This is a genomic window from Streptomyces sp. P9-2, assembly GCF_051903975.1.
GTDB lineage: Bacteria > Actinomycetota > Actinomycetes > Streptomycetales > Streptomycetaceae > Streptomyces > Streptomyces cellulosae.
This window is the reverse complement of the sequence record NZ_CP192633.1, coordinates 3,402,934-3,419,266: the sequence shown is the minus strand read 5'-3', so window position 1 is coordinate 3,419,266 and position 16,333 is coordinate 3,402,934. Positions and strand designations below refer to the sequence as shown.

At 72.0% G+C, this 16,333-nt stretch carries 11 protein-coding genes; 4 read left to right on the top strand and 7 right to left on the bottom strand.

The window, feature by feature from the left end:
• Window positions 1-214: 214 nt before the first annotated feature.
• The 5 genes from ACQY0Z_RS15615 to uvrC all read right to left on the bottom strand — a co-directional run bounded on the left by ACQY0Z_RS15615 (window position 215) and on the right by uvrC (window position 8,471).
• Window positions 215-3,169, bottom strand: a complete 2,955-nt coding sequence (locus ACQY0Z_RS15615) for a M14 family zinc carboxypeptidase (RefSeq protein ID WP_439812423.1) — start codon at window positions 3,167-3,169, stop codon at window positions 215-217.
• 166 nt (window positions 3,170-3,335) lie between these two features.
• Window positions 3,336-4,325 (bottom strand): DNA-binding protein WhiA, encoded by a 990-nt coding sequence (whiA, locus tag ACQY0Z_RS15610; protein WP_006135276.1) that lies wholly within the window; start codon window positions 4,323-4,325, stop codon window positions 3,336-3,338.
• A complete protein-coding gene (locus tag ACQY0Z_RS15605) occupies window positions 4,316-5,383 on the bottom strand; it encodes a gluconeogenesis factor YvcK family protein (protein WP_189899450.1) in 1,068 nt (355 codons plus the stop codon). Before ACQY0Z_RS15605 ends, whiA begins: the two co-directional genes overlap by 10 nt.
• Window positions 5,380-6,375 (bottom strand): RNase adapter RapZ, encoded by a 996-nt coding sequence (gene rapZ / locus ACQY0Z_RS15600; protein WP_254587971.1) that lies wholly within the window; start codon window positions 6,373-6,375, stop codon window positions 5,380-5,382. The genes ACQY0Z_RS15605 and rapZ overlap by 4 nt, the downstream gene beginning before the upstream one ends.
• Entirely contained in the window at window positions 6,372-8,471 is a 2,100-nt protein-coding gene (gene uvrC / locus ACQY0Z_RS15595; protein WP_189899448.1) for an excinuclease ABC subunit UvrC, read from the bottom strand. The genes rapZ and uvrC overlap by 4 nt, the downstream gene beginning before the upstream one ends.
• Window positions 8,472-8,835: 364 nt before the next feature.
• On the opposite strand from uvrC, the gene ACQY0Z_RS15590 reads away from it, so the two are divergent.
• A complete protein-coding gene (locus ACQY0Z_RS15590) occupies window positions 8,836-9,012 on the top strand; it encodes a hypothetical protein (protein WP_439812422.1) in 177 nt (58 codons plus the stop codon).
• Between the two features lie 255 nt (window positions 9,013-9,267).
• Entirely contained in the window at window positions 9,268-10,215 is a 948-nt protein-coding gene (locus tag ACQY0Z_RS15585; RefSeq protein WP_439812421.1) for a hypothetical protein, read from the top strand.
• Between the two features lie 21 nt (window positions 10,216-10,236).
• On the opposite strand, the gene ACQY0Z_RS15580 is transcribed toward ACQY0Z_RS15585, so the two are convergent.
• Window positions 10,237-10,659 carry a Rieske (2Fe-2S) protein gene (locus ACQY0Z_RS15580; protein WP_189899443.1) on the bottom strand — a complete coding sequence of 141 codons (423 nt, stop codon included), beginning with the start codon at window positions 10,657-10,659 and terminating at the stop codon, window positions 10,237-10,239.
• Window positions 10,660-11,085: 426 nt separating this feature from the next.
• Between ACQY0Z_RS15580 and ACQY0Z_RS15575 the strand changes: the two genes are divergently transcribed.
• The gene (locus ACQY0Z_RS15575; protein ID WP_439812420.1) at window positions 11,086-12,120 is read left to right on the top strand and encodes a LacI family DNA-binding transcriptional regulator; all 1,035 of its coding nucleotides are present in this window, start codon (window positions 11,086-11,088) and stop codon (window positions 12,118-12,120) included.
• Complete coding sequence (locus tag ACQY0Z_RS15570; RefSeq protein WP_439812419.1) at window positions 12,117-13,037, top strand: carbohydrate kinase family protein; 921 nt, start codon at window positions 12,117-12,119, stop codon at window positions 13,035-13,037. The genes ACQY0Z_RS15575 and ACQY0Z_RS15570 overlap by 4 nt, the downstream gene beginning before the upstream one ends.
• Window positions 13,038-13,103: 66 nt before the next feature.
• Here ACQY0Z_RS15570 and uvrA read toward each other — a convergent pair whose 3' ends face one another.
• Complete coding sequence (gene uvrA, locus ACQY0Z_RS15565) at window positions 13,104-16,112, bottom strand: excinuclease ABC subunit UvrA (protein ID WP_189899438.1); 3,009 nt, start codon at window positions 16,110-16,112, stop codon at window positions 13,104-13,106.
• Between the last annotated feature and the right edge of the window lie 221 nt (window positions 16,113-16,333).

The window sequence follows — 16,333 nt, the reverse complement described above, 5'->3', positions numbered from 1 at the left end:
CTCGTTGGTACGCCGGCTCTGACGCCGGCGAGCTGTATTTGGGATGTCCCCGACCACTGTCGACCCTACCTCTCCGGGGCCCCGGCCGTGACATCGAGTTGTCCCATACCCGGCAGTGCGGTCCGTACCCGCCAGTAGGGTACGGACCGCCCCAGGGCGACGGTGTTCGGTCACCCTTTTTCGCCGTGCGTGTCCGCTTTTGCCGACGCCGGTGTCACCCCCGGACGGCGGCCAGCGCCTTCCTCATCAGGGCGGCCCGGCCGTCCGCCGAGGTGAGGTGCTCCAGGCCGAAGCCCAGCAGCACGGTGTCCTCGGTGGTGACCGCCGCGAACGTCCGGAACAGCTCCCCGGTGCGGGTCCAGTCCTTCAGCACGGCCGGGCTGCCCGGAGGCGGCCCGGAGGCCCGCCAGGCGCCCAGGGACTCCTCGAAGCCCTCGGTCTCGGTGACCGTTCCGCCCACGACCAGGGAGGCCTCGTCGGCGAGGACGCCCCGGCCGCCGCTGCCCGGGTCGGTCACATAGGCGACCGACACCTCGGCCGTCCGGCCCGCGTAGGCGCTCAGGTCGAACTCCACCTGCTGCCAGCCGCCGGAGGACCCGGTGAGGGCGTTCCACGCGCCGGTGGTGCCGGTGGCGGCGCAGCCGTCCTCGCCGAGCGTCAGATAGTGCTCCAGCCAGGGGTGCCCGGCGATGTAGAACCCGGCCGCGCACTCGGCGGGCACGGTGGCGCGGGTGGCGCCGCCCGCCTCGGGCAGGGTCGTCCAGTCGTCGCCGCCGGCCGTGCGCGCCTCGACGATCACGTTGTCGTACCCCGGCTCGGTGTCCCACAGCAGGCGGGTGCGCAGCGTGGGCCGCTCGGCGGCGGTGACACCGGTGAGGTCGACGGTGCGGGTGAGGCGCTTGTAGCCGTCGTCGGTGTGCACGGCGGCCGCCATGGAGGAGCCCGCGTAGGGCCCGTACGGGTTGACCGTGCCGGTGAAGGACCCGGCGCCGGCGCTCGTGAACCGCGGGTACGTCGTGGGCGGCAGCTCGTCGGAGGTGACGGCGAAGCTGCCGGGCCCGTCGAGCGGATTCCCGGGCGCGTCGCCGAGCGGCCCGCCCGTGCCGGTGAGGCGTCCGGCGCCCGTGAACGCGGTGGCGCCGGGGGTGGCGGTGCGGGAGTAGGCGCCCAGGTAGTACTGGCTGAAGTCGTCGGACAGGACGCCGTCGCCGAGGTCGACGCTGCCGCCGGCCCGTTCGCCCGCCTCGATCAGCCGGCCGCCCTCGTTGAGGTAGGCCCGCAGCTGGAGCTGGGTGGCGACGCCCGGGACGGCCGCCCCGGTGTGGTGGACGACGGTGCGGAAGTGGCTCAGCACGCCGAGCGCGTCGGGCGCGCCCTTCTCGGCGACGTCCCAGACGGCGGCGCTCCGGCCGTTCGCCCTCAGCGCGTCGAGGTACGTCTTGGTGCCCGTGGCCTTCGCGCCCTCCTCGGACACCACGAGGACGTCCGCGCGGGGCCGCTCCGCCACGGTGTAGGTGAAGGGCTTGCTCGACACCTTCGTGCCGCCGCGCGCCTTGCCGGTGAACCACACCTCGACCCGGTCACCGGGCCCTGCGTGCCGGACCTTCGCGCGGTACTCGTCGAAGTAGAGGTCGTCCTCGCCTCCGTAGCGCTCGCCGCCCCGCCAGGCCCTGAGGTCCGCGTCGTGGGTGCGGCCTCCGTTGACCCGGTACCGCAGTTCCTTGTCGCGCACCGACTTGCGGACGACGACGGAGACCTCCTGGTCCGCACCGCGCGCGTAGGACGTCGTGAACACCGCCGGGGTGAAGTCCGCGGCCTCCAGGCCGACCGCGGAGGACGGCCGGTCGGGGTGCGCGGCGGACTCGGCGACGGACAGCGCGAACGGGACGTTCTTGGCGAACTCCTGCTGGATCAGCGTCTCGTCGTCCGGGAACGTGAAGATCGAACGGCAGTCGCCGGGCTCCCAGGCGTCGTCCGGGTCGTACGCGGAGGCCGTCTGGCAGGTCGACATCTCCGGGGTGAACATCGCCATGCCGTTGACGTTGGCCGCGTGCCCGTCGGCCTCGCCGTTGGTGGTGTACAGCTCGGAGGAGAGCTGCGGGTGGTAGCCGGGGATCGCCGAGTTGTCCGGCGTGCCCGCGAGCGCCTTGTAGAGCACGTCGTCGGGGGTCGGCGTGGCCACCTGCCAGCCGACCCCGTAGAGGAGTAACTCGGCGGCGGAGTGGTAGTTGATGCCGTAGGTGAAGCCGATGCGCTTCTGGAAGGCGTCGATCGCCTGGGTCTCGGGCTCGGAGCCCGGGGAGGCGCCCCGGTAGGTCTGGCTGGAGGGGCTGGGCGAGGAGCCCTCGTCGTCGTAGCCCCACTTGTAGGGGAAGTTCCGGTTGAGGTCGACGCCGTCGCCGGAGCCGATCTGCCCGTCGCCGTTGACGTCCCGCAGGTTCTTGCGCCACAGGCGGTTGGCGTCGTCGGCGAAGGTGTGGTCGTAGCCGTCGGGGTTGGCGGAGAGGACGAACCACAGCTCGGTGGTGTCGACGATCCTCTTGATCCGCTTGTCGGTGCGGTAGCGGTCCAGGTAGTGGTGCATCAGCCGGCGCGTCATCTCCGGCGTGATCCACTCACGGGCGTGCTGGTTGGCCATGTAGAGGACGGCCGGCTTGGAGCCGTCCTTCTTCGCGCGGGCCTGCTTGGTGAGCTTCAGGGCGAGGATGTCCTTGCCCTGGATCGTCTTTCCGATGGAGACGACCTTGGTGAGGGAGGGGTTCTGCTGCGCGGTGCGCAGGATCTCCTCCCTGAGGCCGCCCTTGCCGCTGTACGGCCGGAACACGCCCTCGGCGGCGTCCGCCACGCGCTTCTCCGCCCGGGCGGGAAGCGTGTGCTCGGTGAGGTCGACGCCCTGTTTCTCCAGCTTCCGGGCCTGTCCCTCGGTGAGGTACACCTCGACGGCGGCCGTGCCCCGTTCGGGCACCCGTTCGCCGAGTTCGTGACCGTCCTGCCCCGCCGCCAGCAGCAGGGGTACCTGCTGCCGGGTGACGTCGGCGCGGTAGACCTTGACCTCGCCGGGGTCACCGGGCGAGGGCGGTGCGGGTTGTGCCTGGGCGACAGGTGCGAAGCCGGCTCCGCCCAGCAGGAGCGTGCCGACAGCGAGGATCGATCTCGCTCTTCGTCTCATGAGCCCCCCTGAAAGAGGTCCGCCACGGCAGCGAACAGATGCCAGGCTCATGACACAACATGATCGAGTCAAGGGTGCCGCCGACACACGGAACCGGCGCCGGTCACCCAACTGGGCGGCGGCGCCGGTGCTCTGATCAGGCGTCAGAAGTCGGTCACGCGTCGGGTCAGACGCCGATCTTGTCGTCCAGCTCCTCGCTGAGGTTGGCCTCCGTGCCCGGGATGCCGAGGTCCTGGGCGCGCTTGTCGGCCATGGCCAGCAGCCGGCGGATGCGTCCGGCCACCGCGTCCTTGGTGAGCGGCGGGTCGGCGAGCGCGCCCAGCTCCTCCAGGGATGCCTGCTTGTGCTCCATGCGCAGCCGGCCGGCCGCGGCGAGGTGCTCGGGCACGTCGTCGCCGAGGATCTCCAGCGCGCGCTGCACCCGGGCGCCGGCCGCGACGGCGGCGCGGGCGGAGCGGCGCAGGTTGGCGTCGTCGAAGTTGGCCAGCCGGTTGGCCGTGGCGCGCACCTCGCGGCGCATCCGGCGCTCCTCCCAGGCCAGCACCGACTCGTGCGCGCCGAGCCGGGTGAGCAGCGCGCCGATCGCGTCGCCGTCCCTGACGACCACGCGGTCCACGCCGCGCACCTCGCGCGCCTTGGCGGCGATGTGCAGCCGGCGGGCGGCGCCGACCAGGGCGAGCGCGGCCTCGGGACCGGGGCAGGTCACCTCGAGGGAGGAGGAGCGGCCGGGCTCGGTGAGGGAGCCGTGTGCGAGGAAGGCGCCCCGCCAGGCGGCCTCGGCGTCGCAGGTGGCCCCCGAGACCACCTGCGGGGGCAGGCCGCGGATCGGTCGGCCCCGGCCGTCCACCAGGCCCGTCTGGCGGGCGAGCTGGTCACCGCCCGCGACGACGCGCACCACGTAGCGCGACCCGCGGCGCAGTCCGCCCGGCGCCATCACGATCAGCTCGGAGCTGTGGCCGAAGATCTCCAGGATGTCCCGCTTGAGCCGCCGGGCGGCCATGGCGGTGTCCAGCTCCGCCTCGATCACGATGCGCCCGCTGACCAGGTGGAGGCCGCCGGCGAACCGCAGAATGGCGGAGACCTCCGCCTTCCTGCAGCAGGTACGGGTGACGGGGAGCCGGCTGATCTCGTCCTTCACCGCTGCCGTCATCGCCATGGGCCGATCCTTCCATGCATCCGAAAAATACGGTCGTACGCGGCGGCCAACAGCTCCGGGTCGTGCCGGGGGCTTCCGTCGGGCCGGGCCACGGGGGCCAGCTCGACCGCGGCGCCGAGCCGCTTGGCGGCATCGGTCAGCAAGTCGCGGTCGGGCACGGCGGCCTCGTCGGCCAGCACCACGTCCAGGGCGAGTTTAGGGGCGTGTCGCCCCAAAACCTCCAAATGACGCTGCGGGGAGAAGCCCTCGGTTTCTCCGGGCTGCGGGGCGAGGTTCAGCGAGAGCACCCGCCGGGCCTTCGTCTCGACGAGGGCGTCCAGCAGCTCCGGGACCAGCAGGTGCGGGATCACCGAGGAGAACCAGGAGCCGGGTCCCAGCACCACCCAGTCGGCGTCCAGCACCGCCGCGACCGCCTCGGGCACGGCCGGCGGGTCGTTCGGCACCAGGTGCACCGACTGCACCTCGCCCGGGGTGAGGGCCACGGTGGCCTGGCCGCGCACGGTGTCGATGTCGTCGGGGCGCTCCGGGTCGTGGCCCTTGACCAGCGCCTGGAGCTCCAGCGGCACGGCGGACATGGGCAGCACCCGGCCGTGCGCGCCGAGCAGCCGCCCCACCAGGTCCAGCGCCTTGACGTGGTCGCCGAGCTGCTCCCACAGGGCGACGATGAGCAGATTGCCGACCGCGTGCTCGTGCAGGTCGCCCTTGGACTGGAAGCGGTGCTGGATGACGCGCGCCCAGGTCTGCCCCCAGTCGTCGTCCCCGCACAGCGCCGCCAGTGCTTTGCGCAGGTCACCCGGGGGCAGCACACCCAGTTCGTCGCGCAGCCGGCCGCTGGAGCCGCCGTCGTCGGCGACGGTGACCACGGCCGTGAGGTCGCCGGTGATCCGGCGCAGGGCGGCGAGCGACGCGGACAGGCCCATGCCACCGCCGAGGGCGACGACCTTGGGCTGGGCGCCCCTGCGGCGCGGGCGCGCGCCACGCGTCTCGGCCGACCGGCCGGCGCGGCCCTCGGGGACCGCCCTGCGCAGCCGGCTCAGCCGCGGAGTACGTCGTGTCATTCCCGTCCCATGTCCCGGTGGACGACCACCGTCTCCACGCCCTCCGCGGCGAGCCGGGCGGCGAGCTTCTCCGACATGGCGACCGAGCGGTGCTTGCCGCCCGTACAGCCGACCGCGATGGTCACGTAGCGCTTGCCCTCACGACGGTAGCCCGCGGCGACCAGGCGCAGCAGCTCGGCGTACCGGTCGAGGAACTCCTTGGCGCCGGGCTGGTTGAAGACGTACGACGCCACCTCCTCGTTGAGGCCGGTGAAGGGGCGCAGCTCCGGGATCCAGTGCGGGTTGGGCAGGAACCGCATGTCCACGACCAGGTCGGCGTCGACCGGGAGGCCGTACTTGAAGCCGAAGGACATCACGGTGGCCCGCAGCTCGGGCTCCTCCTCGCCCGCGAACTGCGCGTGCATCTTCGCGCGCAGCTCGTGCACGTTGAGCCCGGAGGTGTCGATCACCAGGTCGGCGTCGCCGCGCAGCTCGCGCAGCAGCTCCCGCTCGGCGGCGATGCCGTCGACGATCCGGCCGTCGCCCTGGAGCGGGTGCGGACGGCGCACCGACTCGAAGCGGCGCACGAGGGCGTCGTCGGAGGACTCCAGGAAGACCGTGCGACGGGTGACCCCGCGCGCGTCGAGGTCGGCGAGGGACTCGCGCAGGTTGTCGAAGAAGCGCCGGCCGCGGACGTCGACGACGACCGCGATCCGCGCCACGTTCCCCTGGGAGCGCGCGCCCAGCTCCACCATGGTGGGGATCAGCGCGGGCGGCAGGTTGTCGACGACGAACCAGCCGAGGTCCTCCAGACACTTCGCGGCCGTCGACCTGCCCGCCCCGGACATCCCGGAGATGATCACCAGCTCGGGGATGCCCGCCTCGGGCACCCCGCCGTTGTCCTTGCCCGTCTTCACCTGTGCTCCGTTGTCCTGCCGGACGCCGGCGCGGGCCGTGGCCCCGCCCGCCTGCTGTTCCGCCCGGTCCCCGGGCCCTGTCTCGTGCTCGGTCATCGCTCCTGCCCCCGTCGTTCGTCCGGGGCGCCCGTGGACACGGGCTCCCCCGGAGAACCCGTCTGCTGCCCGGGTTCTTCCGTGTCATCCATGATCTCGCCCGTCGCCGTGTTCACGGCGGGACCGCCGGGTGTCGCCTGGGCGAGAGCCGCGACGATCGTCTCGGCCGTCTTACGGCCTATGCCCGGAACCTCACAGATCTGATCGATTGTCGCCGACCGCAGCCGCTTCAACGAACCGAAGTGCTTGATCAGCGCCTGCTTCCGGGTCTCGCCGAGGCCGGGGACGTCGTCCAGGGGGCTGGAGCGGAAGCGCTTGGCGCGCTTGGCGCGCTGATAGGTGATCGCGAAACGGTGCGCCTCGTCGCGGATGCGCTGCAGCAGGTACAGACCCTCACTCGTACGGGGCAGCACCACCGGGTCGTCCTCGCCGGGCAGCCACACCTCCTCCAGCCGCTTGGCGAGACCGCACACCGCGATGTCGTCGATGCCCAGCTCGTCCAGCGCCCGCTGGGCCGCCGCGACCTGCGGCGCGCCGCCGTCCACCACGACGAGCTGCGGCGGATACGCGAATCGCTTGGGACGCCCGTCGTCCTCGGTGAGGGTGTTCGCGGGCGGCTCGGCGAGACCCGCGGCGGCCGTTTCGGGGTCGGCGGCGGCACCCGGCTCGTCGCCGTCGGTCCACTCCCCCGTGCGCTCCTTCTCCGCCAGGTAGCGGCGGAAGCGGCGGGTGATCACCTCGTGCATGGACCGCACGTCGTCCTGGCCGGCGAAACCCTTGATCTGGAAGCGGCGGTACTCGCTCTTGCGGGCCAGCCCGTCCTCGAAGACGACCATGGACGCCACCACGTCGTCGCCCTGGAGGTGCGAGATGTCGTAGCACTCGATCCGCAGCGGGGCGCTGTCCAGGCCCAGGGCGTCGCTGATCTCCTCCAGCGCGCGCGAGCGCGTGGTGAGGTCGGAGGCGCGCTTGGTCTTGTGCAGCACGAGCGCCTGCTGCGCGTTGCGCTGCACCGTCTCCATCAGCGCCTTCTTGTCGCCACGCTGCGGGACGCGCAGCGAGACGTTCGACCCGCGCCGGCCGGTCAGCCACTCCTGCACCGGCTCCACCGGGTCCGGCAGGGCGGGGACGAGCACCTCGCGCGGGACGGCGTCGCCGGTCTCCTCGCCGTAGAGCTGCTGCAGGGCGTGCTCGACCAGGGCGCCGGTGGTGATCTCCTCGACCTTGTCCGTGACCCAGCCGCGCTGGCCGCGCACGCGCCCGCCGCGCACGTGGAAGATCTGGACGGCCGCCTCCAGCTCGTCCTCGGCGACCGCGATCAGGTCGGCGTCGGTGGCGTCCGCCAGCACCACCGCGTTCTTCTCCATGGCCTTCTTCAGCGCGCCGATGTCGTCCCGCAGGCGCGCGGCCCGCTCGTACTCCATCGCCTCGGCCGCCTCCGCCATCTGCTTCTCCAGACGGCGCAGATAGGTGCCGGTGCGGCCGGCCATGAAGTCGCAGAACTCCTCGGCTAGCTCCCGGTGGTCCTCGGCGGAGATCCGCTCCACGCAGGGCGCCGAGCACTTGCCGATGTACCCGAGCAGGCAGGGGCGGCCGGTCCGGGCGGCGTTCTTGAACACGCCCGCCGAGCACGTGCGCACCGGGAAGACGCGCAGCATCAGGTCCACGGTGTCGCGGATCGCCCACGCGTGCGCGTACGGGCCGAAGTAGCGCACGCCCTTCTTCTTGTGACCGCGCATCACCTGCACGCGCGGGTACTCCTCGTTCATCGTCACCGCGAGGTACGGGTAGCTCTTGTCGTCGCGGTACTTGACGTTGAACCGGGGGTCGAACTCCTTGATCCAGGAGTACTCCAGCTGCAGCGCCTCGACCTCGGTCGAGACCACCGTCCACTCCACGGACGCGGCCGTGGTGACCATGGACCGGGTACGGGGGTGCAGGTTCGCCAGGTCCTGGAAGTAGTTCGCCAGGCGCTGGCGCAGGCTCTTCGCCTTCCCGACGTAGATCACCCGGCGGTGCTCGTCACGGAACCGGTAGACCCCCGGCGAGTCGGGGATCTCACCCGGTCTGGGGCGGTAGCTGGAGGGGTCGGCCATGCAACACACCCTACTGGCGGACACCGACAGCACGGCGAGGGTGTGGACGGCGAAGGCGGGGGTCGGGGGTGGCTGTGGAGACCGTGGGAGAGGGTGGCTGCGGGGAGTGTGGGAGGGGCCGCTCACAGGGTCCGGGATGCGGTCGCGCGGGGTCCACGACGCGGTCCCGTCGGGCCGATGCGGGCCGGATGGGTTACGGCGGCCGGTAAGCGGGAATGTGGGGGGTCCGTGCCTCGGGCGATCACCGGGGCCGCCGGGCGGACCGCAGCGGCGGTCCGCCCGGCGGTCCGCACCGGCTCTCCTGCCGGTGGTCCGAGGCGGTCGTGACAGCGGTCACCCACGTGGCCGCGAGTCGGGAGGTCGTATGCGCCAGACGCGGATCGAGAAAACACGGCGGCCGGCCCGGCACCGCCGGTACACGGACGAGACCGCCGCCTTCCCCGAGTCCCTCGACCCGCGCGACCCCGACATCGTGCGCGCGAAGCGCCTCGCCGCCGCGGACGCGCGGCTTCGCGGCGGGGGCCGTACCGAGAGGGCCTGATCCCGGACGAAGACGTACACACCTGAAGGGGGCCGTACCGGCCGCACGGCCGGTACGGCCCCCTCGCCGTGCCGCTCTTGCCGCCAGACGGTTGTCGGGACTTGGTCAACACGCTTCAATGCGGGGGAACTCGGGGCGCTGAACGACGGCGTACGCATGTGAAGGCCGCGCCGTGCCGACGGGGGCGGGGCCCCCGGGGATGCTCCGTGCGAACGGTCTGACCAGCCGTTGTGACATTCACAGAAAGGCCCCTGCATGCCGCACGCCACACAGCACGCGGACGTCGTGACCGCAGAACTGGACTCGGCCCTGCGCGGCGGCCCGTTCCACGTCGCCCTGCGCGCCGCGATCGCCGCGCGGGGACTGCCGTTGCAGCGGGTGCAGCACCACCTGTCGCGCCACGGCGTGAAGGTGGGCGTCACCAGCCTGAGCTACTGGCAGCAGGGCGCCCGCCGCCCGCAGCGCCCGGAGTCGCTGCGCGCCGTACGGGCGCTGGAGGAGATACTGCAGCTGCCGGAGGAGTCACTGATCCGTCTGCTCGCCGAGACGGACGACCGCGCCGGCGACCGCCGCTCCGCCGGCCGCACCTACCGCTCCCTCGTCGAGGTCTCGGGCGTCCTGGACAAGCTCCTCGCCGAGTTCGGCGCCCCGCGCGACGGCGGGCTGCACACCCTCGGCCACCACGAGCGCGTCCGCATCGGCGCCCGCCGCGAGCTGGCGGAACGCGAGTCCCACCACATCGTGCGCGCCCACCGCGACGGCGTCGACCGCTACGTCGCCGTCCACCACGGCGACCCGGGCGCCGACCCCGGGCGCATGCATGTCCGCGCCCTGGAGAACTGCCGCATCGGCCGCTTACGCCGCCACCACGACACCGGCGTCCTCGCCGCCGAGCTGCTCTTCGACATCCGGCTGCGCGCCGGCGACACCTTCCTCTTCCGGTACACCGTGGAGGACGGCACGGCCGGCGTCTGCCGCGAGTACGTACGGGGCGCCGACTCCCCCGGCGGCCAGTACGCGCTCCAGGTCTGCTTCGACTCCTCCGCGCTCCCGGTGCGCTGCCACCGCTTCACCCAGCACTCGGCCGCCGCCCCGCGCGGGGGACGCCAGGAACTGCCCCTCAGCGCGCTGCACCGTTCGGTGCACCTGGTGGAACCGCGCCTGCGGGCGGGGTACGTGGGGATCGCCTGGGACTGGGAGTGAGCCGGGCGGTCACGTGTGCGGTCAGTCCTGGGGCCTGGCGACCAGAGTGCCGTTCTTCACCTCGACGGCCAGCGGCTTCAGGGGCGCCACGGCCGGCTCCCGCAGCACCTTGCCGGTGCCGGCGTCGAACTCGCTGCCGTGACACGGGCAGACCAGCCTGTTCCCGTCCAGCTTGTTGATGGGGCACCCCGCATGCGTGCACACCGTGTTGTACGCGGTGAGGGAGCCGTCCTCACCCCGGCTGACGACCACGTTGTGGTCCCGGTACAGCTTCGCGCCGCCCTCGGCCACCTCGCTCTCCGGGCCCAGCTCGACGGGCTCGGTCAGCGGCGCGCCCCTGTCGTCGCCACCCGCTCGGCAAGCCGTGAGGCCCAGTCCCGCCACGGGCGTGAGGGCCGCGCCTCGCAGGACGGTACGGCGGGTCGCGGCGGGTCGGGCGGACATAGGGGGCTCCTGCGGGTGGTGCGGGTGGACGGGTGTTCACCGGGACGATATCGGGGGCGGTGGGGACGGGGTGCGGGTGGGTGGGGTGGGGCCGGGGCTGTGGAGGGGCGGGCGCAAACGCTTTGGTCCGGGGTGTCCTGGACGACCCGGTGGCGCTGGCGGTGGCGGTGGCGGTGGCGGTGGCGGTGGCGGTGGCGGTGGCGGTGGCGGTGGCGGAACACGCAAGCGTGCGCGTAAGCGCTCGCGCAAGCGGTGACGTAAACGCTGACGTAAGCGATTGCGCGTGGGGGTGCGCAAACGCTCGCGTAAACGCTGACGTAAGCGTTCGCGTAAACGCTTACGCAAGCGTTTACGCCCCCCGCTCCCATGCGATACGGTCCATACGGTCCCCACCCGGACCCACTCGGCTAAGGAGAACGGACGACGATGGCCACCATGGCTGATGTGGCGCGCAGCGCCGGAGTCTCCATCGCGACCGTCTCGCACGTGCTGAACGGCACCCGCCCCGTCCTCCCCCACACCCGCCAGGCCGTCCTGGACGCCGTGGAAGAGCTCGGCTACACCCCCAACACCCTGGCCCGCTCCCTGGTCACGGCCCGGACCCGGTCGATCGGGCTGGCGGTGTCGGCGATCAGCAACCCGTACTTCACGGAGATCCTCCAGGGCGTGGAGGCGGAGGCCCTGGAGCAGGGGTACAGCCTCCTCATCGCAGATCCGCACGACGACCCGGCGCACGAGCGCAAGGTCGTCCAGCTGCTGCACGAGCGCCGGGTGGAGGGCATGATCGTGGCGCCCTCCGCCGAGCCCGGCGAGCTCCTCGCCTACCTGAGGCGGCACGAGGTGCCGGCCGTGTTCCTGGACCGGCTGGTCGGCCCTCCCGCCGACGACGCACCACCCCTCTTCGACCAGGTCTGCGCCGAGAGCACCGAGCCGACCGCCGGCCTGGTCACCCATCTCGCCGGTCTGGGCCACCGTCGTATCGGCCTGGTGGCGGGGCTGCCCGGGCTCAGTACGACCACGGAGCGGATCACCGGGTACCGGCACGGGCTGGCGGCCGCGGGGCTGCCGTTCGACGAGCGGATCCTGGTGCACGGCGACTCGGAGGCCGCGGGGGCCGAGCGTGCCACGGCCGAGCTGCTGAACCTCGGTTCGCGTCCCACCGCGCTCATCACCGCCAACAACGCCATGACCATCGGCGCCCTGCGCGCCCTTCAGGCCCACGGTCTCTCCGTGCCCGGGGACATCGCCCTGTGCTGCTTCGACGACTTCGCCTGGGCCGACCTGTTCTCCCCGCGTCTCACGGCCGTGTCCCAGCCGAGCCGGGACATCGGCGCGCGGGCCGTGCGGATGCTGCTGGACCGTCTCGCCGACCCGGGCCGGCCGACCCGCACCGAACGCCTCCCGTGCACCTTCGTGCACCGCACCTCCTGCGGCTGCCCGGAAGAAAGGAACCCCTCGTGATCGTCGTAGCCGGTGAGGCACTGATCGACCTGGTACCGCAGGGGGCGGGTGCCCTCGCCGCGCTGACGCCCGCGCTCGGCGGCGGTCCCTTCAACACCGCGGTGGCGCTGGGCCGCCTGGGCTCCCCCACGGCGTTCTGCTCGCGGGTGTCGCGGGACGCGTTCGGGGAGGCGCTGCTGGACCGGCTGCGGGACACGGGTGTGGACGTGGCGTCGGTGCAGCGCGGTGACGAGCCGACGACGCTCGCCGTCGCCACGGTCGGCGCCGACGGTTCGGCGGCCTACTCGTTCTACGTGGAGGGCACGGCGGACCGGCTGTTCGGCACGCCCGAGGCGCTGCCCGCCGGTACCCGGGCTGTGTCGTTCGGAACCTGCTCCCTGGTGCTGGAGCCGGGTGCGAGCGCGTACGAGGCGCTGATGCGTGAGGCATCGGCGCGAGGTGTGTTCACGGCGCTCGACCCGAACATCCGGGCGGGGCTGATCGCGGACACCGACGCCTACCGGGCCCGGTTCCGGAGCTGGCTGCCGTCGGTGTCGCTGCTGAAGCTGTCCGAGGAGGACGCCGAGTGGCTCGGCGGGTCGCCGCGGGAGTGGCTGGCGGCGGGTCCCGCGGCGGTCGTGGTGACCCAGGGCGGCGACGGTCTGACGGCGTACACCCGCGACGGCGGCGAGTACGCGGTCACGGGTGAGCGGGTCGAGGTGGTGGACACCATCGGCGCGGGCGACACGGTGAACGCGGCCCTGCTGCACGGGCTGTCCGAGCGGGACGCGCTGAGCGACGAGGGCGTGGCCGTGCTCGGCGCCGAGGGCTGGGAGAGCCTGCTGAGGTTCGCGGCGCGCGCGGCGGCGGTCACCTGTTCCCGCGCCGGTGCGGAGCCTCCGTACGCCCATGAGCTGGAGGCGCCGGAGACCGTCTGACGCACCTGCGCCGTGCCGCGGAAGCTGTCCTCCGGGGCACGGCACAGGTGTGAACGGGCGGGCCGGTCAGGCCTTGGTGCCGCGCGTCGTCTTCTTCGCGGCGGTCTTCCCGGCCGTCTTCTTGGCGGTGGCCCCGACCGTCTTGGTCGTGGTCTTCTTCGCCGTCGACCGGGCGGCGACCGTCTTCTTCGCCGCCTTGCGCGGGGCGCGGACCTGCTGGGCGTCGCTGATCCGCTCCGCGCCCAGGATCTCCCGCAGGAACTTGCCGGTGTGGCTGGCCGGCACTCCGGCGACCTGCTCGGGCGTGCCCTCCGCGACGACGAGGCCTCCGCCGGCGCCGCCCTCGGGGCCCATGTCGACGACCCAGTCGGCCGTCTTGATGACATCGAGGTTGTGCTCGATGACGATCACGGTGTTGCCCTTGTCGACCAGGCCGGACAGCACCGTCAGCAGCTTGCTGATGTCCTCGAAGTGCAGACCGGTCGTCGGCTCGTCGAGGACGTAGACCGTGCGGCCGGTGGAGCGCTTCTGCAGCTCGCTGGCGAGCTTGACGCGCTGCGCCTCGCCGCCGGACAGGGTGGTCGCGGACTGGCCGAGCCGGACGTAGCCGAGGCCGACGTCGTTGAGCGTCCGCAGGTGGCGGGAGATCGCCGGGACGGCCTCGAAGAAGTGCATGGCCTCTTCGATCGGCATGTTCAGCACGTCGGCGATGGACTTGCCCTTGTAGTGGACCTCCAGCGTCTCCCGGTTGTAGCGGGCGCCGTGGCAGACCTCGCAGGGGACGTAGACGTCCGGCAGGAAGTTCATCTCGATCTTGATCGTGCCGTCGCCGGAGCAGTTCTCGCAGCGGCCGCCCTTGACGTTGAAGGAGAAACGGCCCGGCATGTAGCCGCGGACCTTCGCCTCCGTCGTCTCCGCGAACAGCTTGCGAATGTGGTCGAACACGCCCGTGTACGTCGCCGGGTTGGACCGCGGGGTGCGGCCGATGGGCGACTGGTCGACGTGCACGACCTTGTCGACGAGGTCGTCGCCCTCGACGCGCGTGTGTCGGCCGGGGACGCTGCGCGCGCCGTTCAGCTCGCGGGCGAGGTGCGTGTACAGGATGTCGTTGACCAGCGTGGACTTGCCGGAGCCGGACACGCCGGTGACCGCGGTGAACACGCCCAGCGGGAAGGACACGTCGATGTCCCGCAGGTTGTTCTCCCGGGCGCCGCGCACCGTGATGCGGCGCGACGGGTCGTGCGGGCGCCGGATGTCGGGCAGCGGGATGGCCTTCTTGCCCGACAGGTACTGGCCGGTCTGCGACTCGGCGTTGGCGAGCAGTTCCTTGAGGGAGCCGCTGTGCACGACCTTGCCGCCGTGCTCTCCGGCGCCGGGGCCGATGTCGACGATCCAGTCGGCGACCTTGATGGTGTCCTCGTCGTGCTCCACGACGATGAGCGTGTTGCCCATGTCGCGCAGCCGGACCAGGGTCTCGATCAGCCGGTGGTTGTCGCGCTGGTGCAGGCCGATGGACGGCTCGTCGAGCACGTAGAGCACGCCGACGAGGCCGGAGCCGATCTGGGTGGCCAGGCGGATGCGCTGGGCCTCGCCGCCGGAAAGGGTGCCCGCCGCGCGGTTCAGCGAGAGGTAGTCCAGGCCGACGTCGACCAGGAAGCGCAGCCGCTCGTTGACCTCCTTGAGGACGCGCTCGGCGATCTTCTTGTCGCGCGCGGTCAGCTTCAGCTCGCCCAGGAAGTCCGCGCAGTCGCTGATGGACATCGCGGAGACCTCGGCGATGGACTTGCCCATGACCGTGACGGCGAGGACGACCGGCTTGAGGCGCGTGCCCTCGCAGGAGGGGCAGGGCACCTCGCGCATGTAGCCCTCGAAGCGCTCGCGGCTGGCGTCGCTCTCGGCCTCGCTGTGCCGCCGCTTGACGAACGGCACCGCGCCCTCGAAAGCCGTGGTGTAGCGCCGCTCGCGCCCGTAGCGGTTGCGGTAGCGGACCTCGACCTGGGTCTTGTGGCCGTACAGCAGGGCCTTCTTGGCGCGCTGCGGCAGGCCGGCCCACGGGATGTCCGTGCGGAAACCCAGCGCGTCCGCGAGGGCGCCGACGAGGCGGTCGAAGTAGTCCTTGGTGTGGCCGTGGGACCACGGGTGGATGGCGCCCTCGTCGAGGCTCTTGTCCGGGTCGGGGACGATCAGCTCGGGGTCGACCTCCATGCGCGTGCCGATGCCGGTGCACTCGGGGCAGGCGCCGAAGGGCGAGTTGAAGGAGAACGAGCGGGGCTCCAGCTCCTCGAACGACAGGTCGTCGTACGGGCAGTAGAGGTGCTCGGAGTACATGCGCTCGCGCTCGGGGTCGTCCTCGGGGAGGTCGACGAAGTCGAGCACGACCATGCCGCCGGACAGTCCGAGGGCGGTCTCCACGGAGTCGGTGAGACGGCGCTTGGCGGAGTCCTTCACGGTGAGGCGGTCGACGACCACCTCGATGGTGTGCTTCTCCTGCTTCTTCAGCGTCGGCGGGTTCGACAGCTGGACGGTCTCGCCGTCCACCCGCGCGCGGGAGTAGCCCTTGGTCTGGAGGTCGGAGAAGAGGTCGACGAACTCGCCCTTGCGCTCGCGCACCAGCGGGGAGAGCACCTGGAAGCGGCTGCCCTCGGGCAGCTCCAGGACCTTGTCGACGATGGCCTGCGGCGACTGGCGGGAGATGGGCCGGCCGCACTCGGGACAGTGGGGCTTGCCGATGCGCGCGAAGAGCAGGCGCAGGTAGTCGTAGACCTCGGTGATGGTGCCGACCGTGGAGCGCGGGTTGCGCGAGGTGGACTTCTGGTCGATGGAGACCGCCGGGGAGAGGCCTTCGATGAAGTCGACGTCCGGCTTGTCCATCTGGCCGAGGAACTGCCGGGCGTAGGAGGAGAGCGACTCGACGTAGCGTCGCTGCCCCTCGGCGAAGATGGTGTCGAAGGCCAGCGAGGACTTGCCCGACCCCGACAGGCCCGTGAACACGATGAGCGAGTCGCGCGGGAGGTCGAGCGAGACGTTCTTGAGGTTGTGCTCGCGCGCTCCACGGACGATGAGACGGTCGGCCACGCCGGTCCGCACCTTTCTTGAGGGTAGTGACAGGGGCGGGGCCCCCGTCTTTCTCAGACTAGGGGGAGCCACTGACAACGCCGGTTCGGATTCACGGTTAGTCAACAAACCCCGGCTCTCCAGCATGCCCGACGCCGCACCCGACCCTATAGCACGTGCATTCGATTTTGCTGTCCGGTTCACCTCCTTCACCCGAAGGTGTGACGCGGTTAGGGTCGGCG